Annotated in this window: 27 protein-coding genes, 1 tRNA gene and 1 pseudogene; 14 read left to right on the plus strand and 15 right to left on the minus strand. The window is 62.6% G+C overall.

From position 1 onward, the window contains the following. Positions 1 to 79: 79 nt before the first annotated feature. Entirely contained in the window at positions 80 to 241 is a 162-nt protein-coding gene (locus X771_RS1000000169115) for a hypothetical protein (protein ID WP_245262537.1), read from the plus strand. Then, entirely contained in the window at positions 242 to 748 is a 507-nt protein-coding gene (locus tag X771_RS1000000169120; protein WP_245262538.1) for a hypothetical protein, read from the plus strand. Here X771_RS1000000169120 and X771_RS1000000169125 read toward each other — a convergent pair. The 3 genes and pseudogenes from X771_RS1000000169125 to X771_RS155875 form a co-directional block, all read right to left on the minus strand. Beyond that, a pseudogene (locus X771_RS1000000169125) lies at positions 723 to 866 on the minus strand (LysR family transcriptional regulator); the annotation flags it as partial. The gene X771_RS1000000169120 and the pseudogene X771_RS1000000169125 sit on opposite strands and share 26 nt — an antisense overlap. A gap of 54 nt (positions 867 to 920) precedes the next feature. Continuing rightward, positions 921 to 997, minus strand: a tRNA-Arg gene (locus tag X771_RS155880). A gap of 195 nt (positions 998 to 1,192) precedes the next feature. Continuing rightward, on the minus strand, positions 1,193 to 2,725 hold the full coding sequence (locus X771_RS155875; RefSeq protein ID WP_023687452.1) for a HAMP domain-containing sensor histidine kinase: 1,533 nt from the start codon (positions 2,723 to 2,725) through the stop codon (positions 1,193 to 1,195). Positions 2,726 to 3,092: 367 nt separating this feature from the next. Between X771_RS155875 and rpmH the strand changes: the two genes are divergently transcribed. The 6 genes from rpmH to yihA all read left to right on the plus strand — a co-directional run bounded on the left by rpmH (position 3,093) and on the right by yihA (position 7,946). Then, positions 3,093 to 3,227: a 50S ribosomal protein L34 gene (gene rpmH, locus X771_RS1000000166535; RefSeq protein ID WP_008833937.1), complete on the plus strand. Its 135-nt coding sequence runs from the start codon at positions 3,093 to 3,095 to the stop codon at positions 3,225 to 3,227. A 16-nt stretch (positions 3,228 to 3,243) separates the two neighbouring features. Then, entirely contained in the window at positions 3,244 to 3,597 is a 354-nt protein-coding gene (gene rnpA, locus X771_RS155870; RefSeq protein WP_023681360.1) for a ribonuclease P protein component, read from the plus strand. Positions 3,598 to 3,611: 14 nt separating this feature from the next. After that, positions 3,612 to 5,426: a membrane protein insertase YidC gene (yidC, locus tag X771_RS155865; RefSeq protein WP_023681359.1), complete on the plus strand. Its 1,815-nt coding sequence runs from the start codon at positions 3,612 to 3,614 to the stop codon at positions 5,424 to 5,426. A gap of 340 nt (positions 5,427 to 5,766) precedes the next feature. Further along, entirely contained in the window at positions 5,767 to 6,333 is a 567-nt protein-coding gene (locus X771_RS155860) for a fasciclin domain-containing protein (RefSeq protein WP_023673244.1), read from the plus strand. Positions 6,334 to 6,651: 318 nt separating this feature from the next. Beyond that, positions 6,652 to 7,290: a CatB-related O-acetyltransferase gene (locus X771_RS155855; protein WP_023681358.1), complete on the plus strand. Its 639-nt coding sequence runs from the start codon at positions 6,652 to 6,654 to the stop codon at positions 7,288 to 7,290. Continuing rightward, on the plus strand, positions 7,287 to 7,946 hold the full coding sequence (gene yihA, locus X771_RS155850; protein WP_023687454.1) for a ribosome biogenesis GTP-binding protein YihA/YsxC: 660 nt from the start codon (positions 7,287 to 7,289) through the stop codon (positions 7,944 to 7,946). The genes X771_RS155855 and yihA overlap by 4 nt, the downstream gene beginning before the upstream one ends. 66 nt (positions 7,947 to 8,012) lie before the next feature. Here the strand turns inward: yihA and X771_RS155845 are convergent, their stop codons facing one another. Further along, entirely contained in the window at positions 8,013 to 8,756 is a 744-nt protein-coding gene (locus X771_RS155845) for a TetR/AcrR family transcriptional regulator (protein WP_023681357.1), read from the minus strand. A 146-nt stretch (positions 8,757 to 8,902) separates the two neighbouring features. Between X771_RS155845 and X771_RS155840 the strand changes: the two genes are divergently transcribed. After that, positions 8,903 to 10,084, plus strand: coding sequence for an HlyD family secretion protein (locus X771_RS155840; protein ID WP_023687455.1), 1,182 nt, complete (start codon positions 8,903 to 8,905; stop codon positions 10,082 to 10,084). Between the two features lie 93 nt (positions 10,085 to 10,177). Further along, the gene (locus X771_RS155835; protein ID WP_023687456.1) at positions 10,178 to 11,779 is read left to right on the plus strand and encodes a DHA2 family efflux MFS transporter permease subunit; all 1,602 of its coding nucleotides are present in this window, start codon (positions 10,178 to 10,180) and stop codon (positions 11,777 to 11,779) included. 71 nt (positions 11,780 to 11,850) lie between these two features. Here the strand turns inward: X771_RS155835 and X771_RS155830 are convergent, their stop codons facing one another. The 5 genes from X771_RS155830 to X771_RS1000000166540 all read right to left on the minus strand — a co-directional run bounded on the left by X771_RS155830 (position 11,851) and on the right by X771_RS1000000166540 (position 16,319). After that, complete coding sequence (locus tag X771_RS155830) at positions 11,851 to 13,419, minus strand: FAD-dependent monooxygenase (RefSeq protein ID WP_033001359.1); 1,569 nt, start codon at positions 13,417 to 13,419, stop codon at positions 11,851 to 11,853. A 154-nt stretch (positions 13,420 to 13,573) separates the two neighbouring features. Then, entirely contained in the window at positions 13,574 to 14,068 is a 495-nt protein-coding gene (gene msrB, locus X771_RS155825; protein WP_023687458.1) for a peptide-methionine (R)-S-oxide reductase MsrB, read from the minus strand. A gap of 210 nt (positions 14,069 to 14,278) precedes the next feature. Next, entirely contained in the window at positions 14,279 to 14,836 is a 558-nt protein-coding gene (locus X771_RS155820; protein ID WP_023687459.1) for a fasciclin domain-containing protein, read from the minus strand. A 224-nt stretch (positions 14,837 to 15,060) separates the two neighbouring features. Further along, positions 15,061 to 15,783, minus strand: a complete 723-nt coding sequence (locus X771_RS155815; protein WP_023687460.1) for an anti-sigma factor — start codon at positions 15,781 to 15,783, stop codon at positions 15,061 to 15,063. Further along, complete coding sequence (locus X771_RS1000000166540) at positions 15,780 to 16,319, minus strand: sigma-70 family RNA polymerase sigma factor (RefSeq protein WP_023673234.1); 540 nt, start codon at positions 16,317 to 16,319, stop codon at positions 15,780 to 15,782. The genes X771_RS155815 and X771_RS1000000166540 overlap by 4 nt, the downstream gene beginning before the upstream one ends. 410 nt (positions 16,320 to 16,729) lie before the next feature. On the opposite strand from X771_RS1000000166540, the gene X771_RS1000000169130 reads away from it, so the two are divergent. Then, the gene (locus X771_RS1000000169130) at positions 16,730 to 16,936 is read left to right on the plus strand and encodes an amidase family protein (RefSeq protein WP_023687462.1); all 207 of its coding nucleotides are present in this window, start codon (positions 16,730 to 16,732) and stop codon (positions 16,934 to 16,936) included. A 100-nt stretch (positions 16,937 to 17,036) separates the two neighbouring features. Further along, positions 17,037 to 17,930: an acetylglutamate kinase gene (gene argB, locus X771_RS155800; RefSeq protein ID WP_013528489.1), complete on the plus strand. Its 894-nt coding sequence runs from the start codon at positions 17,037 to 17,039 to the stop codon at positions 17,928 to 17,930. A gap of 42 nt (positions 17,931 to 17,972) precedes the next feature. On the opposite strand, the gene X771_RS155795 is transcribed toward argB, so the two are convergent. The 3 genes from X771_RS155795 to X771_RS155785 all read right to left on the minus strand — a co-directional run bounded on the left by X771_RS155795 (position 17,973) and on the right by X771_RS155785 (position 20,619). After that, positions 17,973 to 18,371: a RidA family protein gene (locus X771_RS155795; RefSeq protein ID WP_023687463.1), complete on the minus strand. Its 399-nt coding sequence runs from the start codon at positions 18,369 to 18,371 to the stop codon at positions 17,973 to 17,975. Between the two features lie 112 nt (positions 18,372 to 18,483). Next, entirely contained in the window at positions 18,484 to 20,031 is a 1,548-nt protein-coding gene (gene bchE / locus X771_RS155790; protein WP_023687464.1) for a magnesium-protoporphyrin IX monomethyl ester anaerobic oxidative cyclase, read from the minus strand. A 111-nt stretch (positions 20,032 to 20,142) separates the two neighbouring features. Further along, positions 20,143 to 20,619: an Lrp/AsnC family transcriptional regulator gene (locus X771_RS155785; protein WP_023687465.1), complete on the minus strand. Its 477-nt coding sequence runs from the start codon at positions 20,617 to 20,619 to the stop codon at positions 20,143 to 20,145. A 139-nt stretch (positions 20,620 to 20,758) separates the two neighbouring features. Here X771_RS155785 and phhA point away from each other — a divergent pair, with 139 nt between their 5' ends. Then, positions 20,759 to 21,595 (plus strand): phenylalanine 4-monooxygenase, encoded by an 837-nt coding sequence (gene phhA, locus X771_RS155780; RefSeq protein WP_023687466.1) that lies wholly within the window; start codon positions 20,759 to 20,761, stop codon positions 21,593 to 21,595. Between the two features lie 193 nt (positions 21,596 to 21,788). Here the strand turns inward: phhA and X771_RS155775 are convergent, their stop codons facing one another. From X771_RS155775 to X771_RS155770, 3 genes are all read right to left on the minus strand, one after another. Further along, positions 21,789 to 23,228 (minus strand): GMC family oxidoreductase, encoded by a 1,440-nt coding sequence (locus tag X771_RS155775; protein ID WP_023687467.1) that lies wholly within the window; start codon positions 23,226 to 23,228, stop codon positions 21,789 to 21,791. Beyond that, on the minus strand, positions 23,225 to 23,395 hold the full coding sequence (locus X771_RS1000000168740) for a hypothetical protein (protein ID WP_023687468.1): 171 nt from the start codon (positions 23,393 to 23,395) through the stop codon (positions 23,225 to 23,227). The genes X771_RS155775 and X771_RS1000000168740 overlap by 4 nt, the downstream gene beginning before the upstream one ends. A gap of 178 nt (positions 23,396 to 23,573) precedes the next feature. Further along, positions 23,574 to 24,335 (minus strand): GGDEF domain-containing protein, encoded by a 762-nt coding sequence (locus X771_RS155770; protein ID WP_023681345.1) that lies wholly within the window; start codon positions 24,333 to 24,335, stop codon positions 23,574 to 23,576. A gap of 175 nt (positions 24,336 to 24,510) precedes the next feature. On the opposite strand from X771_RS155770, the gene X771_RS155765 reads away from it, so the two are divergent. Beyond that, positions 24,511 to 25,230: a pyrimidine 5'-nucleotidase gene (locus X771_RS155765; protein ID WP_023687469.1), complete on the plus strand. Its 720-nt coding sequence runs from the start codon at positions 24,511 to 24,513 to the stop codon at positions 25,228 to 25,230. Positions 25,231 to 25,234: the final 4 nt, after the last annotated feature.

The following is a 25,234-nucleotide window of genomic DNA, read 5'->3' on the forward strand; positions in this document are numbered from 1 at the left end:
GGTTGACGGGTCTGCCGGCATTCGCTAGCCTGAGCATCTCAGTTGTATTGGTTGAGCTTCCCAATGGAGATGACGACAAATGTCTCTTGCCGCCAACTCGCCTCTCTACGCCGTAACCGCCGATATCGTCAACGCAGCCAAAGGTGCTCACGCCTTCGAACGGGTCAAGGCGGTGCTGCGCGAACACACCGGTCGCTTCCATGCATCAGGCGTGCTCGCGCATGAGGAAGACGACGATTAGGTGCTGCTGCATGCCAGCCCTGACTTGACCATCTACCACATCACGCTTTCGCCCGGCCTGCAGTACCCGCCGCACAACCATCTGATGGATGCGCTGATCGGCATCTACAAGGGCAGCGAGACCAACTTCATCTATCCCGTCGACGGCAGCGAGATCGATGCGCCGGAACGCCACGACGTCGCGGCGCCCGCGGTGGTGCATATGAACCCGGATACGGTGCATGCGGTCGCCAACACCGGCAGCGCCCGCTCGGGCGCACTGCATGTCTATCTCGGCAATCTGACGGAGACCCACCGCCACATGTGGAGCCCGGACAGCACCCACGCCGAGCCGTTTGACAATGAGCGGTATCTGGCTGGAGCGAGGCCTATTCGGCCCGGATCCGGGAAAGGCGGAAGAAAAGTGAGCGTGCTGCGCGGCGGCGTGAATGAGCATTCAGCGTCGCTGCGCCCAGATAACGGTCGCCGCGTACTCTCCCGTTTCAAGAACATCGCAGCGCGTTTATAGCGCAGTCAGGCTGACGACTGGGGTAATAAATGAAGAAGCCCGGAATAGGCGGCGTCCAGTTCTCCAGCACTCGAATGAGGCGGTGCTCGGCAACGTGTTCCGCGACCTGCTCTTCATATGTGAGCTCAAAGACCGGCTAGCGGATCGCAGGAAATCACAGTTTCGGCGGAAATGGCGCGCCCGAAGAGATTCGAACTCCTGACCCCCAGATTCGTAGTCTGGTGCTCTATCCAGCTGAGCTACGGGCGCGCAACAGGCCATGCTTTACATAGCCCCGCTAACCGATCCTGACGACCGGCCGCGACAAGACGTGTTCCCTAGCGACTGAATTTCCGAAAAGCAAGCCAATCCGGCAAAAGTTTTGTCGCAGCTGCTTTCGACGGTGTCGATCAAGGTGTGCTGAGATTCAGCTAAAGTCCGGCTTCGGCTGAATATCAATACTGCTCAGGCCGGGCGGCGCAGGCCGTTGCGGGCCTGGTCGAGGCGGACCGGCTGGTCGGGGATGGTGACGGCGAAGGTGGTGCGTCCGCCGATCGATTCGACCAGCTCCACCGTGCCGCCATGGGCGCGGATCAGTTCGTGCGCGATGGCCAGGCCAAGGCCGGTGCCGCCGCTGCGGGCCGAGCCGCGAAACGCCGCGAACAGGTTTTCTCGAGCCTTCGCCGGCAGGCCGGGACCGGTGTCGGTGACAATGATGCGGCTTACGCTGCCTATGCGCTCGGCCGATACGGCGAGCCGGCGCACCAGCGCGCTCTCGGCGTCGGCCGCCATCGCCTGGACCGCGTTGCGACAGAGATTGGTGAGCACGCGAAACAGCTGGTCGGAATCGGCATCGACCTCGAAGGCGAGCTCGACGGCATTGACGAATTCGATGCCGCCCTCGATGTCGAGCAGGCCGTGGACGTCGTCGACCAGCTGGCGCAGCCGCAAGCGGCGGCGTGAGGGCGCCGGCTCCTGCGTGCGACCATAGTGGAGCACGCCTTCGGAATAGGAGACGGCTCGGTCGAGCGCGCGCAACAGCTTTGGCGCGAAGGCCTGCACAGTCGGGTCCTTGACCAGGCGCAAGCGGTCCGACATCAGCTGCGCCGAGGCCAGGATGTTGCGCATGTCGTGGTTGATCTTGGAGACGGCGAGGCCAAGGTCGGCAAGGTGCTTCTGCTCCGACAGCATCTTTTGCAGCCGTTCCTGCATCTGCGACAGTTCGCGCTCGGCAACGCCGATCTCGTCGGCGCGGGCGGCCGGGTGGATGATGCGCCCTGGATCGTCGGGCGCCTCGGAGAAGGACAGCATCGAGCGCGTCATGGTGCGGATCGGGCCGATCATGATCAGGTCGATCGCGGCATAGACCAGCATTGCGGTGAACAGCGAGATCAGCAGTGAGACGAAGGCGACGTTGCGCGAATAGCGCAGCATGGCGTTGCGCAGGGAATAGTCGGGCATGATCAGCTCGAATTCCTTGTCGCTGTCGCCGACCGGGCCGAACACCCGCAGCATGCGCTTGCCGCCGAAGAACAGCGTATCCAGCGCCCCGGTCATGCCCTTGATCATGCCGACATTGGCGATGTCGATGTGCTCGTCGACCTGCGGCGGCATCTCGGCCACCACCAGCAGGCGCGATACGCCGCCGTCGCGCACCGCGATCGCCTTGGCGCCGATTGCCATCAGCACGTCGTTCTGGGCGGCGCGGGAGAGCGAATTGGGCTCGCCCTGCACCAGCACGATCGACACCGCGGCAGCGGTGCTTAGCCGCTCCTTCAGCCAGGCCAGGCGGTAGCTGGCGATCCAGGGCAGGAAAATGAGGACTTCGGCCAGGAGCACGAAGACAATGGTGAGCAAGAGCAGCTTGGTCGACAGGCCGCGCGCCAAGGGCACTGAACGATTGGGCACCGAACGGCTCGCAACCGGGCGAACGGTCGCCGGGCTGGCATCGGCTGTCGCCGGGCCGCTCCCTTCATCCGCTGATGCAACTTCGCTCATTAAGGCCTGTCTTCACAAACGCTTGATCGGTTGAGATTAGGTGATTGCGGCTTTTTTGCCAATTTCATCCTTCGTTGGACGATGGTGCCAGCAATAAAGATAGCCTCGAACTGGGTGTTCGCGCCGCGACGAACGGGGTGTCGCGTCGTGACGAACTGGCAGTTCGCACTGCGACGAACTGGCGTTCGCGCTGCGACGAACTCATAGTTCGCGCTGGATTGACTCCCAAAACCCTTCTTTCTATAAGCCGCTCACGCTCGGGCCATTCGTCCCGGCGCGGTTTCGATCGCGCCAATGCCGGCCCGGCAAAGCTCCTGTTACACAGTGACAGAATCAAGAAGGGCCGCACCCCGCGGTATTAAAACAAATGAAGCGTACCTACCAACCGTCCAAACTCGTCCGCAAACGCCGGCACGGTTTCCGTGCTCGCATGGCCACCAAGGGTGGTCGCGGCGTCGTCGCAGCTCGCCGCAACCGCGGCCGCAAGCGGCTCAGCGCCTGAACGGAAGACGAGATCGTTGCCCGCAACCGGCAAGCCAGTGGGACCAAACCCCAAGCGGCTTCTGAAACGTGCGGAATTCCTGGCCGTCCGCCGCGGTGAAAAGCGGCGCGGGCGGCTTTTTCTCGTTGAAGTTCTCGACCGCAAAGACGGTCTGCCGCCGCGCGTCGGCTTCACCGTCACCAAGAAGGTCGGCAATGCGGTTGTGCGCAACCGCGTCAGGCGGCGGCTGAAAGAAGCCGTGCGCACCCATGCCGCAAGTGACATGGCGCCCGGCAATGACTATGTCATTGTCGGGCGTGAAGACGTGCTCACCATTCCGTTCGGCCACTTGAAGGCCGAACTCTCCCGCCGTCTCAGCGGAACACGATAGGCCAAGGGCTTTCGATGGAAAATAACCGGAACTTCTACATCACCATCGTCTTGTCGGTGCTGATCCTCGGGCTGTGGCAATATTTCTATGTGCTGCCGCGGAGCGAACAGCAGCGCGAGGCGGCCCGCATCGAAGAGCAGCGGGCGGCGGAGCAGAAGAAGGCGGCCGAGGCCGCCAATCCCGGCGGCACGCCGGCGCCCGCGGCGCCCGGCGCCATTCCAAACGCGCCCGGCACCTATGTCACGACGCCGGAAGGCCGCGCGCAGGAAGTGGCCAAGACGGCCCGCGTCAACATCGACACGCCGAGCCTGTCGGGCTCGATCAACCTCACCGGCGCCCGCCTCGACGACCTAAAGCTCAAGCACTACACCGAGACGGTCGACAAGACATCGCCGCAGATCCAGCTGCTCAATCCGCAGGCGCTGCCCACCGGCTATTATGCCGAGATCGGCTTTGTCGGCAGCGACACGACCGGCACGGTGCCGGGCCCGGAAACGGTCTGGAGCGTCGACGGCAATGCGACGCTGACGCCGGCGACGCCAGTGACGCTGACCTTCACCAACGACAAGGGCCTGACCTTCAAGCGCACGATCTCCGTCGACGGCGACTACATGTTCACCGTTTCCGATGCGGTGCAGAATTCAGGCTCGACCCCCGTCACGCTGTCCAATTACGGCCGCGTCATCCGTTTCGACAAGCCGGCCGTCGCCAGCTCCTATGTGCTGCATGAAGGCCTGATCGGCGTCACGGGAACCGAAGGCCTGCAGGAGCACAAATACGCCGACATCGAGAAGAACAAGCTCTATACGCCGAGCAAATCGACCGATGGCTGGCTTGGCATCACCGACAAATATTGGGCGGTCACCCTGGTGCCGACCGAGAAGCAGCCCTTCCAGCCGCACTATGCCTATTACGACAATGGCCGCCCGCGCTACCAGTCGGACTTCCTCACCGACCCGATCACCATTGCCGCCGGCCAGTCGGCGACGGTCGAGACCGAGATCTTCGCCGGCGCCAAGGAAGTCAACAAGATCAACGCCTACGCCCAGGATCGCCAGATCAGGCTGTTCGACCGGCTGATCGATTGGGGATGGTTCATCTGGATCACCAAGCCGATGTTCTACCTGATCGACACGCTGTACAAATTCTTCGGCAATTTCGGTCTGGCCATCCTTGCCACCACCGTCGTCGTCAAAACCCTCTTCTTCCCGCTCGCCAACAAATCCTATGCGTCGATGGCGAACATGAAGAAGGTGCAGCCCAAGATGCTCGAGATCCGCGAGAAATACGCGGACGACAAGATGAAGCAGCAACAGGCGATGATGGAGCTGTACAAGACCGAGAAGATCAATCCGCTCGCCGGCTGCTGGCCGGTGGCGCTGCAGATCCCGGTGTTCTTCTCGCTCTACAAGGTGCTCTACATCACCATCGAGATGCGGCACGCGCCGTTCTTCGGCTGGGTCCAGGATCTGGCCGCGCCCGATCCGACCTCGGTCTTCAACCTGTTCGGCCTGCTGCCCTTCGCGCCGCCGGCATTCCTGCCGCATATGGGCGCCTGGGCGGTGGTCATGGGCATCACCATGTTCCTGCAGATGCGCATGAACCCGACGCCGCCGGATCCGACGCAGGCGCAGATCTTCACCTGGATGCCGGTGATCTTCACCTTCATGATGGGCAGCTTCCCGGCCGGCCTCGTCATCTACTGGGCCTGGAACAACACGCTGTCGATCCTGCAGCAGGGCGTGATCATGAAGCGCCAGGGCGCCAAGATCGAATTGTGGGACAATCTGACGGCATTGTTCCGAAAGAAACCCTCGCCAGCTGAATAAACAGCGTGGCAATCAAAGCCCCGGCTCGTCCGGTGTTTTTTGTGGACGAGGCGCGCATCACGTTCCCGTGAGGCGCGAAACTTGCGGCGTGCAACCGGCGTGGCTGCTGCTTGTACCGCCAAGGCCGATCAACACCGATCAGCTCTAATCCGAAGACCGCTGTTTTTGATCCGTGACCCCGTCATGTCCATCGCGGGGATGCGGCGCGTGGAATGGGCATTCGCCTTTAAATATTTGTTATCATTGTCCTTTTTTACTCTGCACCGAGACTTTCCCGCAATCGCCGCGTAACTCTTCCCGACAATCGAATCAACAATTGTCGCACCAGAAGGGTTCTCCAATGGCAAAGTCCATCCTCAAGGCATTCTGCTTTTCCGCCGGCCTGGCTCTATCGGGCCTCGCAGCTACGACGGCCTATACGCTCGCCAATCCCGCCGTTGGCGGCGCTGCGATGCTGACCTCGAAGAACATCGTCGAGAACGCCCTCAACTCGCCGATCCACAAGACGCTGGTTGCCGCCGTCAAGGCCGCCGGCCTGGTCGACACGCTGGAAAGCGCGGGACCCTTCACGGTGTTTGCGCCGACTGATTCCGCCTTCAAGAAACTGCCGGCCGGCACCGTCGCCACGCTGGTGAAGCCCGAAAATAAGGACAAGCTGACCAAGATCCTGACCGCCCATGTCGTGGCCGGCAAGATCTCGGCCAAGGATATGATGACCAAGGCCAAGGCGATGGGTGGCAAGTATGAAATGAAGACCGTCAGCGGCGACACGCTGATCGCCGAGGTAAAAAAAGGCGCGCTTTATATCGTCGACGAATCCGGCGGCGCCGCCAAGGTAACGGTCGCCGACGTCAACCAGTCGAACGGCGTCATCCACGTCGTCAACAAGGTGCTGTTGCCGAAGTAACGGCTTTACGCAACGGGGAATGACGGCGGGCTGCGACGGGCTTTCTCGGTGTGCCTTCCCCACCTCACGAGGAGGTGCCATTCTTTTGAAGCCGTCTTCGACACCACCGGGGTCCTGCTTGTCCTTCGCAGGGCCCCGTTTTTTTTGTTTCAGGGCGCCTTAGCCGACGGCGGCGGTCGACCTGATCGTGATCTGCCGCGGCACGAACTGAACATCGAAGCCCAGCAGGGCTCGCTCATCGGGCGATTGGTGCTATAGGGCGGATCACGCCATCTCGAATGGCGGCTTTAATTTGCGCCACTCTCGACGGATCTCGCCATGGACGGACCCAACCCAGACATCAAACACCCGATCCCGATGCACACCCGCGTCGGCTTCCTCAAGCCCCTGGTCACCGCGCCGAATATCGAGATCGGCGAGTTCACCTACTATGACGATCCTGACGGACCGGACAAATTCGCCGAGCGGTGCGTGCTGCATCATTATCCCTTCATCGGCGACAAGCTGATCATCGGCAAGTTCTGCGCCATCGCCGAGGGCGCGCGCTTCATCATGAACGGCGCCAACCATGCCATGTCCGGCTTTTCCACCTATCCGTTCAACATTTTCGGCCATGGCTGGGAGCAAGGCTTCGACCCGAAGACGTGGTCGCAGGAACTGCGCGGCGACACGGTGGTCGGCAATGATGTATGGATCGGCATGGATGCGGTGATCATGCCCGGCGTGTCGGTCGGCAATGGCGCCATCGTGGCGGCGAAATCGGTGGTGACGCATGACGTGCCGGCCTATGCGATCGTCGCCGGCAATGCGGCAAAGGTGGTGAAGATGCGTTTCGACGACAGGACGGTCAGGCGGCTGCTTTCCGTGGCGTGGTGGAACTGGCCGGTGGACAAGATCGGCCGCAACCTCAACGCCATTCGGGGCGCCGATATTTCCAGGCTGGAGGCAGCGATTTGAACGCGCTGGGCAACACCGTCATCGGAACCGACCTGTTCACCAAGGGGTGGATCTTCATCCGCGGCGTGCCGGCGATGAAGTTCCTGCCGCCGGAGGGGCCGCCGGAGATCGCCTTTGCCGGCCGCTCCAATGTCGGCAAGTCGTCGCTGATCAATGCGCTGGTCGGCCATAACGGGCTGGCGCGCACCTCCAACACGCCGGGGCGCACGCAGGAGCTCAACTATTTCGTGCCGGGCGGGTTTTCCGGCGAAGGCACCGACTTGCCGCCAATGGCGCTGGTCGACATGCCGGGCTACGGCTATGCCAGCGCGCCGAAGGAAAAGGTGGACGATTGGACCAAGCTGGTCTTCGACTATCTCAAGGGCCGCGTGACGCTGAAGCGGGTCTATGTGCTGATCGATTCCCGCCATGGCATCAAAGCCAAGGACGACGAAGTGCTGTCGCTGCTCGACAAGGCGGCGGTGTCCTACCAGATCGTGCTGACCAAGACCGACAAGATCAAGGCCGCCGGCGTGCCGCAGCTGATCGAAGAGACATTACTGAAGATCAAGAAGCGGCCGGCGGCGTTTCCGTTGGTGCTCGCCACGTCGTCGGAAAAGGGCGAGGGTCTGGACGAACTGCGCGCGGCGATCGTGCTGGCGGCCAATGGCGGTTAAAAGCAACTCCGGGAAAAGTGTGAAGCGGTTTTCCGTCCGGAGTTGCGAAAAAAGACCTTTGGCTAACTAGGCCTTTGCCTTGGACTTCGCCTCGAGCGCGATCATCTGGTGGCTTTCTTCCTCGGCAAGCTTTTCAGTGCCGTAGGACTTCAGGAACAGGCTGACGCCCGACCGCACGATGTGGTCGATTTCATCCTGGCTCGGCGCCTTGGTGCGGTAGGCGAAGATGCACTGGCGAAACAGGCCGGCGAGGCACAGTTCGGTGAATTGATAGGCGGCAAGATCGACATCATCGATCTTGAGCAGGCCGCGTTCGATGGCTGCATTGAGGAACTTGACCACCTTGTCGTGGCCGCGTTTGGGGCCACGTTCGTAAAACCGCGCGCCCATGTCCGGTATCCTGTCGGAGGCGCCGATCACGGTGCGTTGCGCCTGGATGACCTTGGCCGAGGTGATCTTCATCGACAGCACCTTGCCGAATTTCACCAGCGTCTGGCGCAGATCGTCGGCGCGGTCGAGCATGTCGTACATGTTCTTGAAGATGGTGCCGCGCTCTTCCTCGATCAGTGCCTCGAACAGCTCTTCCTTGTTGGCGAAGTAGACATAGATGGTGCCCTTGGAGACGCCGGCCTCGCGGGTAATGTCGTTCATCGACGCCGCTTCGAAGCCCTTGTCGATGAACACGCGCCGCGCGCCTTCGATGATCTGGCTGCGCTTGACCGGATCCTGGCCCGCCGCCGGGCGGCCGCGACGCGCACTATCCAGCACATCGCACGGATCATTTTCGACGTCGGGTAACGTGTCGGCCATTAAAGTCACACCTCGCGAAATAATTCGAACCGATCGGTTCGATTGCTCTTGATATGGGCCTGCTTTAGCGCTATGTCAACGTTCGCATCGAACCGAACGGTTCAGTATAACACATTTTCCTTATGTAGCTACGGTAGCGAGATATCATGTCCTCGAACACGCCAACCACCGCCGAAGTCCGCCCCTTTCCCAACGCCAAGGTCTCGCCGGTTATCGAAGCGCCGGAAGCGCCCATCAAGCCTGCCGCCGAAGTTTTGGCCGAGGTGCCGGCCAAGAAGAAGCGGTCGGCTCGCTCGTTCATGCTGCCGATCATCGGCCTCGCTCTGCTCAGCGCCGGCGCCTGGTATGGCTATAATTACTGGACCGACGGCCGGTTCCTGATCTCGACCGACGATGCCTATGTCCAGGCCGACATGTCGTTCGTCTCGCCGAAGATTTCCGGCTATGTCGATCAAGTCAAGGTCTCGGAGAACCAGCAGGTCAAGGCCGGCGATCCGCTGCTGACGATCGACGACGGCGACTACAGAATAGCCGTTGCCCAGGCGGAGGCGCAGATCGCCACGCTGGCCAAGACGCTCGACCGTATCGACGCGCAGACCAAGGCGGCGCAAGCTTCGCTGCAACAGGCGCAGGCGCAGAAGGTCGCCGACCAGGCGGCAGCCGACAACGCCGCTCGCGCCCAGCAGCGCGCCGCGCAACTGGTCAAGACGCATGTCGGCACACAGGCGCAACTGGACGATGCCCAGACCGCTCTCGACCAGGCCAATGCAGCCCTCGTCGGCGCCGACGCGCAGATTGCAGCCGCACAGGCCAATATCGGCGTGTTCGAAGCGCAGCGCGCCGAATCGGCCAGCACGCTGGCTTCGCTGCGGCTGAACCGCGACAAGGCCGCGCGCGATCTGTCCTTCACCGTGCTCAAGGCGCCTTATGACGGCGTCGTCGGCAACCGCTCGGTCGAGCAGGGCGACCTCGTCAGCCCCGGCCAGAAGCTCGCCGTCGTGGTGCCGCTGGACAAGCTCTACATCGTTGCCAACTTCAAGGAGACGCAGCTGGCCAAGCTGGTGCCCGGCGAGAAGGTGCGGGTCTCGGTCGACGCCACGGACGGCCATGATTTCGAAGGCACGGTGTCGTCGCTGGCGCCGGCTTCGGGTGCGGTGTTCTCGCTGCTGCCGCCGGAAAATGCCACCGGCAACTTCACCAAGGTGGTGCAGCGCATCCCGGTTCGCATCGACGTGCCGGCCGATGTGCTGAAGGCAGGCAGGCTGCGCGCCGGCCTGAGCGTCGTTGTCGCCGTCGACAGCCGCACGGCTCCGGCCGCGGCGAACTGAGCGAACGCCGGGAGCAATGCCATGGCAACCGCAACCATAACAGCAGGAGCGGCGCCGGTGCCTGCCATGCCGGCGGTACCGACNAGCAATGCCATGGCAACCGCAACCATAACAGCAGGAGCGGCGCCGGTGCCTGCCATGCCGGCGGTACCGACGACCATCTCGACGCGCCGCCTCATCGCCTTCCTGGCGATGGTGTTCGGCATGTTCATGGCGATCCTCGACATCCAGATCGTCTCAGCCTCGCTGGCCGAGATCCAGGCCGGCCTCAGCGCCAGTTCCGATGAAATCCCATGGGTGCAGACCGCCTATCTGATCGCCGAAGTGGTGATGATCCCGCTGTCGGGCTTCCTCAGCCGGATGCTGTCGACGCGCGTGCTGTTTGCAGGCGCCGCGGCCGGCTTCACGGCGGCCAGCGCGCTGGCCGCGACCGCCACCAACATCGACCAGATGATCGTCTACCGCGCCATCCAGGGCTTTATCGGCGGCGGCATGATCCCGAGCGTTTTCGCCGCCGCCTTCACCATCTTCCCCCCGTCGCGCCGCGCCATGGTGTCGCCGATGATCGGCCTGGTGGCGACGCTGGCGCCGACCATCGGCCCGACCGTCGGCGGCTATATCAGCCATGCCATGTCGTGGCACTGGCTGTTCCTCATCAATGTCATTCCAGGCATTCTGGTGACGGTCACGACCTGGACCCTGATCGATTTCGACAAGCCCAATCTCGGCCTGTTCAGCAAGTTCGACTGGTGGGGCCTTGCCGGCATGGCGGCGTTTCTCGGCTGCATGGAATATGTGCTCGAGGAAGGTCCGAACCATGACTGGCTGCAGGAACAGGCCGTGTTCATGTGCGCCATCATCATGGTTGTCGGTGCGGCGCTGTTCTTCTGGCGTGCCTTCACCGCCGAGGAGCCGATCGTCGATCTCAGGGCCTTCACCAACGTCAATTTCGCCTTCGGTTCGCTGTTCTCCTTCGTCATCGGCATCGGCCTGTACGGTCTGACCTATCTCTACCCGGTGTTCCTCGGACGCATCCGCGGCTACGATTCCTTGATGATCGGCGAAGCCCTGTTCGTCAGCGGCCTGGCGATGTTCGTCACTGCGCCGATTTCCGGCATCCTGTCGAGCAAGATGGATTTGCGCATCATGATGATGATCGGGCTGTTCGGTTTCGCTGCCGGCACATGGTGGATGACGCATCTGACCGCCGACTGGGATTTCTGGGAATTGCTGATCCCGCAGATCCTGCGCGGCAGCTCGATGATGCTGTGCATGGTGCCGATCAACAACATTGCGCTCGGCACCTTGCCGCCGGACCGGCTGAAGAACGCGTCGGGCCTGTTCAACCTGACCCGCAACCTCGGCGGTGCGGTCGGCCTTGCCGTCATCAACACCGTGCTGATCGATCGCAGCGCCTTCCACTACGCCAGGCTGGCCGAGCATGTGGAATGGGGCAGTGCGGCGGCGCAGACCAAGCTGCAGAACATGACGCTTGACTTCCAGCAGACTCCCGGCCTCGACGCCACCAAGGCGGCGATCTCCAAACTGTCGGGCATGGTCCAGCAGCAGGCGTCGCTGCTGTCGTTCATGGACGTGTTCACCATGCTGACCGTGCTGTTCGCGACCATGGCGGTCTTCACCCTGGTCATCGCCAAGCCGGCGCCGCCCGCGGGCAGCGGTGGCGGAGGCCATTGAGCGCGCCGGATCCCCCGCCTGGCGCCCTCATGTGTGACCCCGGAAATCACCCCCGATTTCCGGGGTCACGCTTAAGCATCGATCGTTGTCAAGCTCCTTGGTCGAGGCGGCCCAAACCATTTGGTCAGCGAGTCGGTTAGCCCGGCTGCTTCAGGGCCGCCGACCCAGGCCACATAACCGTCAGGCCGGACCAGCACTGCGCGTGGGGCTTCGACTGCCCCCAGCACCGGAAGCTCCCACGCGCCATCGTAGCTGGCGTCGACCAGCTGAATCCGCTCCACCCACTGGCCGATACCAAAAGCGCCGGGCTCACCAAGATTAAGCAGCAGCGGCCGAGCGTCGTGCAGCAGGGCGAAAACCGGCAGCGGACCGGCAGCGGTGACGAGGTCGAGATCCGGCATGCGACGCCCCAGCAGCGGATGCCCCTCGCCAATATCGTAGTGGATGTCCAGGCCGGACAACATGCCGGCAAAACGCTTGCGCGGCTCTTCCATGCCGAGAAGTTCCGACACTGTATCGCGCAGCGCCTTGGTGCGCTCGTCTTCGCGACGGAGCACGACCGACGCCATGGTGTTTTTCATCACACGCGCGGCAATCGGGTGGCGCTCTGCCTGGTAGCTGTCGAGCAGGCTTTCGGGCGCAGTTTTCCTGACCACTTGGGCGAGCTTCCAGCCCAGATTGACCGCGTCCTGCACGCCGGTCTGCAGCCCCTGTCCACCGTCCGGTGGATGCACATGCGCGGCGTCGCCGGCGAGCAGCACCCGCCCCTTGCGGTATGAGGCTGCCTGCCGGGTCATGTCGGTGAAGCGGGCCAGCGATGTTGGATTGTGGACGCCGTAATCGGTGCCGTAGACGGCAATGAGCGCCTCGCTGAGCTCATGCAATGTGGGCACGCCGCCGGCCCCGACCTCGCGTTCGGTCACCAGCACCCGCACCGTACCGTCTTCCAGTCTGCTGAGGCCGTGAATTCCGATGGCATCGCGGTGGATACCCCATTGCGGCTCTTCCGTTACCTCGATCTCGGCGATCAAATTGCTGGTTGTCGGCTCGGAACCGGGGAACTCGATGCCCGCCGCCTTGCGCACGAGGCTTCTGCCGCCGTCGCAGCCGACGAGATAATCGGCACGAAGCGACCCGCCATCGCTCAGCGCGACATCGACGCCGCCGCCATCCTGCACCAAGCCTGTCACCTCGCGGCCACGGTAGAACGTGACGCCAAGCTCCTCGACCCAGCAGGCAAGGATGCGCTCTATGTGCTTTTGCCACAGCGCCAGCCCGTAATTGTGGCGGGTGGGGAAGTCGCTGATATCAAGCGAAACGCCGGCGAAGCCTGCGACCTGTGCGGTCTGGCCTTGCGACAGGAACCGATCGGCAATGCCGCGCTGGTCGAAGATCTCGATGGTGCGCGAATGCAGGCCGCCCGAGCGCGCGCCCGCGAGGTCCTGGTTCTCGCGCCGCTCGACGATGGCGACATCGATGCCGGCCAGGGAAAGCTCGCCGGCCAGCATCAACCCGGTCGGGCCGCCGCCGGCGATCACCACGGAATGGGATATTCGCGGCCGGTCCGCATCAACACCGTCGGTCGATTTGGAGGTCGATTTGGGCTCGCCGTCGCGAGCCCGTGCTTCAGTTAGTTGCATAGGTTCTGGCCCTCTCGTTAAGGGCTGCGGAATCTACGCATAAAAAGCCGTCTGCCAATTCTTGAAGTTGACTGTTTTCGCCCCATTTCAAGAGATAGGAGGCGGTCGTCACGCCGGCGCCAAATCCCCAATCCCGCCAAAAGACGCCGAACGGTCAGGCAGTGGCCGGCTTGAAGCTGAGCGCCACGCCGTTGATGCAATGGCGCAGGCCGGTGGGTGCGGGACCGTCATCGAAGACATGGCCGAGATGACCGCCGCAGCGGCGGCAATGAACCTCGGTGCGGGTCATGCCCAGCGAACGGTCCTCGGTCTTGCCGACGGCGTTGGCAATCTCCTGCCAGAAGCTCGGCCAGCCGGTGCCGGACTCGAACTTGGTGTCTGAGGGGTAGACCGGCAGGTCGCAACCGGCGCAGGCGAAAATGCCCTTGCGATGCTCGTTCAGCAGCGGGCTGGTGCCGGGATACTCGGTGCCTTCCTTGCGCAGCACGTTGAAGGCTTCGTCGGACAGGATGGCGTGCCATTCGGCGTCGGTCTTGGTGACCTCGAAGGTTTCGGCAGCCTTAGCGGGCCCGCCCATGCGCAACGTTGCCGCCGCGCCGGCCACGGCAACGATGGCGGCGCCGCTCAAAAGCAAATCTCGACGGTTCATGACAGAAATCCTCCTGCGGGTTGTTTTGCCAATTTTGGCCGCCACTGGAAAATCAAAAGCCGGTGACGGTTGTCCTGCAAACGAACGCTCCACACCGGCTCCGCGCTTGTTGCGGACGGGATGGAGCGCTCGGTCGTTGCTCGGCCCACGGGGGCGGGGCCGCGCAATCTGCAGGAGCTTACCGCCTGTTCGTCGGCGGCAGGGGCTTTGTTACATCTTCGGCAGCAGGACCTTGTCGATGACGTGGATGACGCCGTTCGACTGCTCGACATCGGCGATCGTGACATTGGCGACATTGCCGTTCTCGTCGGCTACGGTGACCTTGCCGCCATCGGCCTTGAGCGACAGCTCGCAGCCGCCGACCGTCTTGACCTTGTGGGTGCCGCCATCGGCCTTGGCCATCGAGGCGACATCGGCGCCCATCGCCTTGGCGCCGATGACATGGCAGGTCAGGATCTTGGTGAGCTTGTCCTTGTTCTCGGGCTTGAGCAGCGACTCGACCGTGCCAGCCGGAAGCGCGGCGAAGGCCTCATTGGTCGGCGCGAACACGGTGAACGGGCCGGCGCCCTGCAGTGTCTCGACCAGGCCGGCAGCCTTGACGGCGGCGACCAGTGTCGTGTGATCCTTCGAATTGACGGCGTTCTCAACGATGTTCTTGTTGGCGTACATGGCGGCGCCGCCAACCATCGGATTCTCGGCATAGGCGATTGTGGCGAGGGCGGAGACGGCAATGGTACCGGCGAGCAAAAGGGTGGCGATTCTACGCATAGTGTTCGAACTCCTCAGGGTTGTTGTTTCCTCTTTCGGGAACATGAGGAGATACGTAATAGAACTGCCTGAGTTTCCGCGCGCCGGGAAAAATTTATCCTTTATCTTGTCGGCGAATTATCTCCGGAGATCGAATCTCTAATCTCCAGCAGCGTATCCAAAACGAAAACAGCGGAAGATGTACTTCCGCTGCCTTCATTGTCACGTCATGATCTTACGATTTATCAGATGCCCTTCAGGTCGCCCGCGGCAACGACCGGTCCGGTCGGCTGTCCGGTCGTCGAACCGCCCGTCGGCTCGACGCTGACGGCAAGCACGGCGCCTTGCGCCAGCTTCTGCTGCACTGCCGGGGTAACCGGAATGTGCGTGACCTGGCCGGCGGGAATGACACCCATCGAGACCGGCGCATTCTTGCCTTCGATCATCCACAGTTCGAAGTCCTTGCCGGGGGCGCGTTCGCCCGAAACCAGCGACAGGCCGACATCGCGGCGGGATGCGTCGTAGACGACGAGGTATTTGACATCGCTGCCTTCGGCGGCCAGCGAGGCGACGAGGCGCTCCTGTGGCACGACGACCGGCGACCTGACGTAGGGCACGGCGACATAGAGTACCAGGGCCGCGAGAGCCGCTGCGGTGAGGCCGCGCCAGAAGGCAAGGCTGGACCAGAGACTGCCGCTCGGCGCCGTCATCGACGCCGCGGTGGAGGAGAACAGCCGGCGATCGATAGCCGGCTTGACCGTGGCCGGCGGCTCTACCTCAGCATAAGCGGCAGCGATCGGCGAGAGGTTCACTTCCCAGGAATCGACGAGACGGGCAAAGCCGGTCTCCGCGTCGATGCGTCCGGAGGCTATCTGGCGCTCATCCGCCGGCAGCACGCCGAGAACGTATTCGGCTGCGAGCAGGTCGTCGCCTCCACGTTCCGGTCCATTTTCTTCTGCCAGGGTCATCTTTCCAGACATTCTCTAAGTTTCAACAGGCTGCGGCGCAGCCATGTCCGCATCGTGTTGAGCGGAACCTTATGACGTTCCGCGAGCTCGGCGTAACTTTCGCCGTTCAAATACGCACCCCGAACGGCTTGCGCCCGGTCTTGTTCCAACTCTTCAAGGCACTGATAGATGCGCTCGGATTCACCGCCCGCAACAACCATAGCCTCTGGCCCGGGACCGGGGTCAGCCACGTCGAGCGCGGCATCGATATCGGCAGCAGGCTTGCGTCGCGAGCGGATGCGATCAATCGCATGATTGCGTGCTATGGCCACCAGCCAGGAGATTGGGCTGAGATCAGAAACAGCGAAACGATCCGCCTTCGTCCACACTTTGACGAAGACCTCTTGCAGCGCTTCTTCCGCATCTCCGCGATCCTTCAATACACGAAGGCACACGCCGAAAAGTTTCGCACTGGTTTGCCGGTAAAGCAGATCGAACGCAGTCCGATCCTTCATCGAGGTCCGGACAATCAGGGTGGAGATATCCTGCGGCGTCATACGGACAAGCTAAGCGATCACAATTTATTTGCAAAGGCAGAAATCTTGTTGTCCACGCAAACGATGTCCGCGCCCGATCGCCAGTAATCGCCGGTCGGTGCCAAGGAAATCGGCTGTCGTTAGCCTCCCGCAGAAAGGGGAACAGCAATGTCGGCCGAACAGATGCTGTGGGAGAACGATGCAACCGACTTGGCAGGCTGTGCACAGAGGCGAGATCTCGCCGCCAGACCTTGTCGATGCTGCGATCGCGCGCGCCGAGGCAACCCGATCATTGCGCATCCGCCGCTTGCCTGAGGCGCCATGGACCCGAAGGGGGCCGACGAGCTCATCGAAAACCTGCTCGACAAATTGCATTTGACCCGTCTCTTGGAGATCAGATCCCTGTTTGGGCAATTGATGGACAAGAGCCAGTGGTTCACCACTGGCCGGCGATCCAGAATGTCAGCGGCCAGCCGTCGATCGCGCTGCCGGCCCATGTCACCGATGCCGGCCTGCCGCTCGACATCCAGGGCGTCGGCCGCCCCGGCGACGAGCAGACGGTTTTGTCGCTCGCCGCGCAGATGGAGAAGATTTCCGGCTGGCTGACGCGGCGGGCGCCGCTCAAGGTGCCGGCCTGATCCGGCAGATTTCATCATCGTGATAGCAAAGCTGTTTGCGGCCTGGGCCAATTCCCGCTAAGACGCCGCCGTCCTTACCCGCATCCAGGGAACCATGCCGATGACGGAGATCACCGCCACCGCCGAAATGCAGGCCGCCCTGCTCTCGCGGGCCCTGCCCTATATGCAGCGCTACGAGCACAAGACGGTGGTGGTGAAATATGGCGGTCATGCCATGGGCGATATCGAGCTCGGCAAGGCTTTCGCCCGTGACATCGCGCTGCTGAAGCAGTCCGGCGTCAACCCGATCGTCGTCCATGGCGGCGGGCCGCAGATCGGCGCCATGCTGGCCAAGATGGGCATCGAATCCAAGTTCGAAGGCGGACTGCGCGTCACGGATCAGAAGACGGTCGAAATCGTCGAGATGGTGCTGGCCGGTTCGATCAACAAGGAGATCGTCGCGCTGATCAACGCCGAGGGCGAATGGGCGATCGGCCTGTGCGGCAAGGACGGCAACATGGTGTTCGCCGAAAAGGCTCGCAAGACCATGATCGACCCGGATTCCAACATCGAGCGTGTGCTCGATCTCGGTTTCGTCGGCGAACCGGTCGAAGTCGACCGCACCCTGCTCGACCTGCTGGCGCGCTCCGAAATGATCCCGGTGCTGGCGCCGGTGGCGCCCGGCCGCGATGGCCATACCTACAACATCAATGCCGACACCTTCGCCGGCGCCATCGCCGGCGCCTGCCAGGCGACGCGCCTTTTGTTCCTGACCGACGTGCCCGGCGTGCTCGACAAGAACAAGAAGCTGATCGACGAGCTGACGGTGGCCGAAGCCAAGGCGCTGATCAAGGACGGCACGGTGTCGGGCGGCATGATCCCCAAAGTCGAGACCTGCATCGAGGCGATCGAGCGCGGCGTCGAAGGCGTCGTCATCCTCAACGGCAAGACGCCGCATGCGGTGCTTCTGGAACTGTTCACCGAACACGGCGCCGGCACGCTAATCGTGCCCTGATCGGCAACTGGCTTGGCGGCCAGTTGGTCGGCTGGCCAGCCCTTAGGCAGGCTGGGGCAGGCGCGCGATGACCTTTATCTCGAAGTCGAAGCCGGCTAACCAGTTGACGCCGACCGCCGTCCAATTGGTGTAGGGCGGTTCACCGAACACCTTCAGCCGAACGGCATCGATCACGGGCCATTGCGTTGCCGGATCGGTGTGGAAGGTGGTCACGTCGACTATATCGTCGAACGTGGCGCCCGCTGCTTTCAGCACTGCCGCGAGATTGTCGAAGGCAAGCTGGACCTGCTTTTCGAAGACAGGTTCGGGCGACCCGTCCTCGCGGCTGCCGACCTGGCCCGAGACAAACAAAAGATCGCCCGATCGGATTGCAGCAGAATAGCGATTGATCTCGTAGAGAGCCTGCCTGCCGGCAGGAAAGATCGCGTCACGTTTGGTCATTTTCACTCCATTGTCCGGGGCACTCACATACGTCCCGTATGCATGAGGTGGGTACATACGCCGCGTATGTCAATACGCATACGGTACGTATCTATGAATGGCAGCGAGCCGGTCAGGTGCCGGCCGAGATCGCGACAGCCGCTTCGGCCGGCTTGAGCGGCGGGCGCATGACGACCATGGATTCCTCATCGGCATCCTGCGGCGCGCCCCAGAACTCAGCCAGCGTCGGACCATCCTTGAGGCGGCGGTCGCGGGCCAGGAAACCCCAGACCTCGCGGAACCACACGCGGCGGCCCATTTGGGTGTACCAGCGCATCGAATGGCGCTGTTCGGGATCGGGGTGGAAGAGAATGCGCGCCAGCGCCTTCGGCCGCGACTGCACCGCGACCTCGATCAGCTTGACCGAGAAGAACAGCATCCACGGTTTCCGCCGGGTCATCTGCAGCACCTGGTGCTTGTAGTCCCACAGCCGGGCATCCGTCTGGATCACCTTGCGGTCCTTGGCGATGCGGAAGAACGGCGTCCAGCGGTGCGGCGTGACATAGAGCGCCTGGATCTGGTCGGGGTCGTAGGCAAGCAGCTGGCGAAAGCCGCGCCACAGATCGCGAAAGGTCTCATCCTCGAACCCCGCCACCCAGGTCGCCATGGACAGTATGCCATGCTGGCGGAGCAGCCGGATCGCCTCGCGGTCGGATGAGGTGCTGCCGCCCTTGCGGATCAGTTGAAGCGTCTGCTGGTCGGTGTTTTCCATGCCGAGCAGCCAGCGGATGACGCCGGCCTTGCGATGGAGGTGCAGGATGTCGGCATCGCGCACGATGTCGTCGGCCCGGGTCGAGCCGACGATCAGCACCGGCACGTTCTCGGCGATCAGCGCATCGAGAAAGGCGCGCCAAACCTTCTTCGATACGGTCGGGTTTTCGTCGGCGAGGTTGATCAGTTCGACGCCGTGCTGGCGGTGCAGCCAGGCAATCTCCTGCGCAAATTTTTTGGGGTCGCGGTGCCGCCAGCGGGTCCAGAAACCGCGCTGGCCGCAATAGTTGCACAGATGCGGACAGCCCCGCGAAAACTGCATGACCACGGCGCGCTTGCCGCCCCAATAGCTGTAGCGGCGGTGATCGATCAGCTCCCAGCCGACGCGGTACTCGTCCAGATTGGCAGTGGTCCCGGCCGGCCGCGTCGCGAAGGGGCGGCCGAGATCGTCGCGATAGGCGATACCCGCGACATCGCCCAGCGGCCGGCGATTGTCCAGTGCCACGACCAGGGCAAGGATGGTTGCCTCGCCCTCGCCGCGCACGATGAAGTCGAAGACATCGCTCGCCGCCAATATGTCGCGCCAGTGATAGGTCGGGAACACGCCGCCATAGATCACCAGCGTCGCCGGCTCGAGCGCCTTGACCATGCGGGCGATCGCGAGCGCGGTGGGATGCGCCGAGGTCGAGCCGGAGTGGCCGATCAGGATGCAATCGGGCTGGCCGCTGAGCGCATCGCGCACCAGAGTTTCCAACGGCATCGGCCCGAATTCGGCATCGACCAGCCGGACTTTATGGCCGGCGTCGATAAGCGGGCCGCCCAGTGCCAGCAGGCCGAGCGGTGGCAGATGGTCATCGGGCACGCGGCTGCCGATGGCGGTGTGCGGCGGATTGATCAGCACGATGTTCATGACGGACCTTTGAGCGACGGTCCGCATGGCGTGGCCGGCGTTTCAGTTTCGCATTTGGGCTCCGTTCAGCAGTTTGCGTGCAGCTTTTCCGCAGAAATGGCGGTGCGTGTCCTACCGCCTGAGGTGGGCGAGCGGCACGTGGCCCGGGCCCTTGATGTTCTGCAGCACCAGCTGGGTGTGAACGTCGCGCACGCCGGCAAGGCGCATCAGGCGGTGCATGACGAAGGCGTTGAGTTCGTCGACCGACGGCACCATGACGTGCAGCAGGAAATCGTGGTCGCCGGTCATCGTCCAGCATGACGACACTTCGTCCATGCGTTGCACGGCGGCGATGAAGGTTTCGGGCGAACCGTCGCTGTGGCTGGTGAGCCGCACCTGGATGAACACCTCGACCATCAGGCCGACGGCGCGGCGGTTGAGCACGGCGGCAAAGCCCTTGATGATGCCGGCCTCCTGCAGCGCCTCGAAGCGGCGGGCGCAAGGCGTCGTCGACAGGCCGATCTCCTGCGCCAGTTCGGACACGGGCTTGCGTCCATCGCGCTGAAGCACATCCAGCATCTTGATCTCGAAATCGTCGAACTGAGGCATTTTCACTCTCTTTCAGCTTCTGCTTGGTGATTTTTACCTCAAATCATGGACCCAAGCCATCATCAAAGCTGAATTGCCTCGCCGGCCGCCGCTAGACTCTGCGGACAGATTCAAGTGTCACGATCAGGGGAGAAGAACCATGACGACGATGAGCGTTGCCGAATATGCCCGTGATTGCGCGGCGCAAGGCCTGCGTGGCGACTATTCAGTGTGCCGTTCCGATTTCACCGTGGCGCAGGGCTATGATTACAGCGCCGACGAACAGGCGGTGTGGCGCACGCTGTGCGACCGGCAGACCAAGCTGACGCAGAAGCTGGCGCACCATTCCTATCTCGATGGCGTCGCCGCACTCGGCCTGCTCGACAAGATCCCGGATTTCGGCGCGGTCTCAGACAGGCTGCGCAAGCTGACCGGCTGGGAAATCGTCGCCGTGCCTGGCCTCATCCCGGCCGCGCCCTTCTTCGACCATCTCGCCAACCGGCGCTTTCCGGTGACCAACTGGCTGCGCACCAAGGACGAGCTCGACTACATCGTCGAACCCGACATGTTCCACGACTTCTTCGGCCATGTGCCCATCCTGACACAGCCGGTGTTTGCCGACTTCATGCAGATGTATGGCGAAAAGGCCGAGAGCGTGATTGCGCTGGGCGGTGACGAGATGATCACCCGGCTCTACTGGTACACCGCCGAATACGGGCTGATACAGGAGGAGGGCCAGAAGCTGAAAGCTTTCGGCGCCGGGCTGATGTCGTCGTTCACCGAATTGCAGTTCGCCGTCGCGAGCCCGGACGCGCACCACGTGCCCTTCGACCTCGAAACGGTAATGCGCACCGGTTACGAGATCGACAAGTTCCAGCGCGCCTATTTCGTGCTGCCGTCCTTCGACGTGCTGCGCGATGCGTTCCGGACCGCCGATTTCAAGGCGATCGTTGCCCGCCGCAAGGGGCAGCCGACCCTGGATCCAGCGACGGTTTAGCAAATCCTGAAGGGTTTGCGCGGCACCTATCCCCACCCTTAATCCTCCCCACAAGGGGGAGGGAGATCTCGTTGGCGCTGATTTCCGAGGGTTTCGACACCAAGGCATGGGTAGCGCCGGCAGCAATCCTGTCGCGCCGTTCGCTTTTTTGACATCAGACGGTAATGACTTCGTCACACCGTGGATGACTTCGTCACACCGTGATTACTTTGGTCAGATGGTCGCCTAGCCGGCAGGCAAGTGCGGTGATTGTCGTCGTCGGGTTGCATTCGCCCGACGTGCAGAACACCGACGAGCCGCCGACATAGAGATTGTCCATGCCGTGCACCTTGCAGTTGGCGTCGACCACGCTCTTGGTGATATCGGTGCCCATGCGCGTGCCGCCCATGTGGTGGTGGCCGGCCAGTTCCTCATCCGTCGGGTAGTCCTCGCCATTGGTCAGCCAGTCCATGATGCGGACGCGGCCGAGGTCCTTCTCGATCAGCGTCGTTCCGAACAGCTTGAGCCCCTCGAGGATGGTGCGGCGCTCCAACGGCGACTTCTTCCAGTGCAGCTCGATGCGCGGCACGCCGGCACGGTCGACATCGGTCTTCGACAATTCGATATGGTTCGAGGCCAGCGGCGCCTGTTCCCAGGCGACGTAGAGCTGGGCGGCGCAGCGCAGGTTCTGGCTGAGCTGGTAGGCGACCCATTCGGCGGCCTCGGGCGCGGTGCAGGCGAGGTCGGCAATCAGGCTCTTGACGCCGGCATAGGGCGTCTCGATCAGGCGTATGCCGAAATTCATGATCTGCAGCCGCTCCATGGCGGCGAGCGTCGGCGAGAAGAACGCCTCGTTGACGGCATCGACCTCGAACTCCCTGTAATCGGCCAAGATGGCATTGCCGCCCTCGAAGGTCGGGTGCTCCATCCAGTAGCGGCCAAGTGCCGTGGCGTTCGGCACCACGCCGCCATTCGAGCGCTGGTTCGACCATAGAAGCAGCCGCGAATTCTCCAGCCCGCCGGCGCAGACGATGAAACAATCGGCGCTGAAGGCGCCGGCATCCTTGCCGTTCGACCACAGCCTGGCGCCGGTCACTCGCTTGCCGTCCCCGGCAAGTTCGGTGGCATAGGTGTTGAGCACGAGCGCTATGTTCTTGCTCTTGTCGAGCTCGTCGGAGAATTTCTCGCCAAAGCGCACGGCCGGGCTCTTGATCAGCTGCACCCAGCGTATGTCGTCTGAAATCGGCACATCGGGCTTGAAGTCGGGAAGCTCGAGTATGTCGTGCACCTCGGACAGATAGGGCTCGATGTCGGTCCGGGCGATTGGCCAGCCGGTGTCCGGCGCCCATGCCTTGGGCTCAAAGTCCTGCTTGTCGAGCACGCGGCACCAGCCGGCCCAGTGGTTCGACGACCCGCCCATGAAGCGCAGCCGGGTGATGTCGAGATCGAAATATTGATCGCCGACCGTGGAGCCGCGGTAGAAATCCTGCGACTCGTCGCTGAATTCGCGTGCGCCGGCCTCCAGCACCACGACCGGAATGCCGGCGGCGCCGAGCTTTCTGGCAATGGTGGTGCCGGCCGGCCCGGAGCCGAGAATGCAGACCTTGGGCTTGAAATCCGAGGCTCGAAACGCCTCATAGCTGTCGAAGATCATGCCAGGTCGCTCCGCTTCAGGATCCAGCCATTGACCACGACGATCTCGTCGGGATCGGACGGGGGGCGGTCGCTGTCAGGCTGCTTGCGAAAAAGCTGTAGCGCCGGCATCGCAATCAGCGCCTGCACGATGGTGCGGCGCGATATTTTCCTGATGAAGAAACTCATGACACGTCTCTGGATGGGGGCTTCGATCCACGCATGGCGTTCCCTGAACGGCACACGTACCGGCCAGACATGCCATTCCCGTGCCAAGCCTTGCCTATAAACGAGTTACAACCCGGTAAACGGCGCAGTTGCGTGGAAACAATGTTGGCGATCCGTTAACAGCCCCACCACCAACACCTCAGGCAGCTTCGGAAATATCCCGGTCTAGGATCGACAAATTGCGGCCGCGGTGCTTGGCCTCGTAGAGCCGGCGGTCGGCGGCGCGCATCAGGTCCGAGACATCGGCATCTTGCGCACAGGTGATGCCGCCGATCGAGACGGTCAGCGGCACCGTGCGCTCGTCGACCGGACGAAAGCGGACCAGCTCGACTTCACGGCGGATGCGCTCGGCCACGCGCCGGGCTTCGGCTTCCGTAGCGCCGACCAGGAAGGCGCCGAACTCCTCACCGCCAATGCGGCCGAGCACGTCGCCGCTGCGGACGCCGCGCTCGATGGCGCTGGCGATCAACACCAGTGCGTCATCGCCGGTCAGATGGCCGAAACTGTCGTTGATCGCCTTGAAATGGTCGGCGTCGATGATCAGCAGCGCGCCGCGATCGGATTTGCGCCGCGAGCCGTCCAACGCGGCAAAGAAGCTCTCGCGGTTGAGCATGCCGGTCATGTCGTCGCGGCTCGCCTTCGCCGACAGGCGCCGATGCGCGGCGGCGAGCTGGGCATGCGCGCGGGCGAGATCGCGATGCGCGTTTTTCAGTCGGTCGCTCTGCCAGAAGGTGCTGGCGCAGGCGATCCAGGCGAGCGCCAGCGGGCACACCGTCGATGTCAGCCAGACAGTGCGGTCGACCGGAAAACCCATGGCGGGAACGATGATCAGCGTCAGCAAAAGCGAGATGGCTACCGAGCCGAATGCGACCGCGGCGGACTTTAAGACTATGCGACTCATCGCTGGCTCCCACTGAACCGTCTCTGTGCCAGCAAGCCCTGAAGGCCACCTTTCCGTGATGGCTAAAATTTGAATGGTGAGCCCATTTTTACAACTCTAGATGCACATAGGTTGTGGATAAGCTCTACATCAGAAAGGGGTTCGAACGGCAGATATTTCATGCCATAAGGACGCCATGACCACGCTGCCCGATCCCGCCCGCTTCGCCCATGTCACCGACTGGGTGTTCGACCTCGACAACACGCTTTATCCGCACCATTCGAATCTGTTTTCGCAGATCGACGTCAAGATGACGGCCTATGTCGGAGAACTGCTCACGCTGCCGCGCGAGGAAGCGCGCAAGCTGCAGAAGGAACTCTATCTCGAATATGGCACGACGCTGAACGGGCTGATGACGCGCCACGGCATCGACCCCGACGATTTTCTCGAAAAGGTGCACGACATCGACTATTCGTGGCTGGTGCCGGATCCGGTGCTGGGCACCGCCATCCGCCAGCTGCCCGGCCGCAAGTTCATCTTCACCAATGGCGACCGCAGGCACGCCGAGCGCACCGCGCGCCAGCTCGGCATACTCGACCATTTCGACGACATTTTCGATATCGTCGCCGCCGGGCTGACGCCGAAGCCGTCGCGGCAGACCTATGAGAAGTTTGCCGAACTGCACGCCGTCACCGGACACAATGCGGTGATGTTCGAGGATCTCGCCCGCAACCTGGAGGTGCCGAAATCACTGGGCATGACCACGGTGCTGGTGGTGCCGCGCAATTTCGAGCCGACCTTTGCCGAGATCTGGGAACGCGATCCGGCCAATGAGGACGACGTCGATTTCGTCACCGACGATCTCGCGACGTTTCTGACGGGGATAGTGGAGGGGGTGGAGGAATTGAGGAGCTGAAGAA

Origin of the sequence: Mesorhizobium sp. LSJC269B00 (assembly GCF_000502815.1) — a bacterium.
Classification (GTDB): Bacteria; Pseudomonadota; Alphaproteobacteria; order Rhizobiales; family Rhizobiaceae; genus Mesorhizobium.

Excerpts from the sequence above, each read along its gene's own strand:
- msrB (WP_023687458.1), bottom strand. The coding sequence starts at position 14,068 with ATGAACCGTCGAGATTTGCTTTTGAGCGGCGCCGCCATCGTTGCCGTG.
- X771_RS155860 (WP_023673244.1), top strand. The coding sequence starts at position 5,767 with ATGGCAAAGTCCATCCTCAAGGCATTCTGCTTTTCCGCCGGCCTGGCT.
- X771_RS155855 (WP_023681358.1), top strand. The coding sequence starts at position 6,652 with ATGGACGGACCCAACCCAGACATCAAACACCCGATCCCGATGCACACC.
- rpmH (WP_008833937.1), top strand. The coding sequence starts at position 3,093 with ATGAAGCGTACCTACCAACCGTCCAAACTCGTCCGCAAACGCCGGCAC.
- X771_RS155820 (WP_023687459.1), bottom strand. The coding sequence starts at position 14,836 with ATGCGTAGAATCGCCACCCTTTTGCTCGCCGGTACCATTGCCGTCTCC.
- X771_RS155775 (WP_023687467.1), bottom strand. The coding sequence starts at position 23,228 with ATGATCTTCGACAGCTATGAGGCGTTTCGAGCCTCGGATTTCAAGCCC.
- X771_RS1000000166540 (WP_023673234.1), bottom strand. The coding sequence starts at position 16,319 with ATGACGCCGCAGGATATCTCCACCCTGATTGTCCGGACCTCGATGAAG.
- X771_RS155770 (WP_023681345.1), bottom strand. The coding sequence starts at position 24,335 with ATGAGTCGCATAGTCTTAAAGTCCGCCGCGGTCGCATTCGGCTCGGTA.
- X771_RS155835 (WP_023687456.1), top strand. The coding sequence starts at position 10,178 with ATGGCAACCGCAACCATAACAGCAGGAGCGGCGCCGGTGCCTGCCATG.
- bchE (WP_023687464.1), bottom strand. The coding sequence starts at position 20,031 with ATGAACATCGTGCTGATCAATCCGCCGCACACCGCCATCGGCAGCCGC.
- X771_RS155830 (WP_033001359.1), bottom strand. The coding sequence starts at position 13,419 with ATGCAACTAACTGAAGCACGGGCTCGCGACGGCGAGCCCAAATCGACC.
- X771_RS155765 (WP_023687469.1), top strand. The coding sequence starts at position 24,511 with ATGACCACGCTGCCCGATCCCGCCCGCTTCGCCCATGTCACCGACTGG.
- X771_RS155785 (WP_023687465.1), bottom strand. The coding sequence starts at position 20,619 with ATGCCTCAGTTCGACGATTTCGAGATCAAGATGCTGGATGTGCTTCAG.
- X771_RS155845 (WP_023681357.1), bottom strand. The coding sequence starts at position 8,756 with ATGGCCGACACGTTACCCGACGTCGAAAATGATCCGTGCGATGTGCTG.
- X771_RS155840 (WP_023687455.1), top strand. The coding sequence starts at position 8,903 with ATGTCCTCGAACACGCCAACCACCGCCGAAGTCCGCCCCTTTCCCAAC.
- X771_RS155795 (WP_023687463.1), bottom strand. The coding sequence starts at position 18,371 with ATGACCAAACGTGACGCGATCTTTCCTGCCGGCAGGCAGGCTCTCTAC.
- X771_RS155815 (WP_023687460.1), bottom strand. The coding sequence starts at position 15,783 with ATGACCCTGGCAGAAGAAAATGGACCGGAACGTGGAGGCGACGACCTG.
- X771_RS155875 (WP_023687452.1), bottom strand. The coding sequence starts at position 2,725 with ATGAGCGAAGTTGCATCAGCGGATGAAGGGAGCGGCCCGGCGACAGCC.
- yidC (WP_023681359.1), top strand. The coding sequence starts at position 3,612 with ATGGAAAATAACCGGAACTTCTACATCACCATCGTCTTGTCGGTGCTG.
- argB (WP_013528489.1), top strand. The coding sequence starts at position 17,037 with ATGACGGAGATCACCGCCACCGCCGAAATGCAGGCCGCCCTGCTCTCG.
- X771_RS1000000169115 (WP_245262537.1), top strand. The coding sequence starts at position 80 with ATGTCTCTTGCCGCCAACTCGCCTCTCTACGCCGTAACCGCCGATATC.
- X771_RS1000000168740 (WP_023687468.1), bottom strand. The coding sequence starts at position 23,395 with ATGAGTTTCTTCATCAGGAAAATATCGCGCCGCACCATCGTGCAGGCG.
- phhA (WP_023687466.1), top strand. The coding sequence starts at position 20,759 with ATGACGACGATGAGCGTTGCCGAATATGCCCGTGATTGCGCGGCGCAA.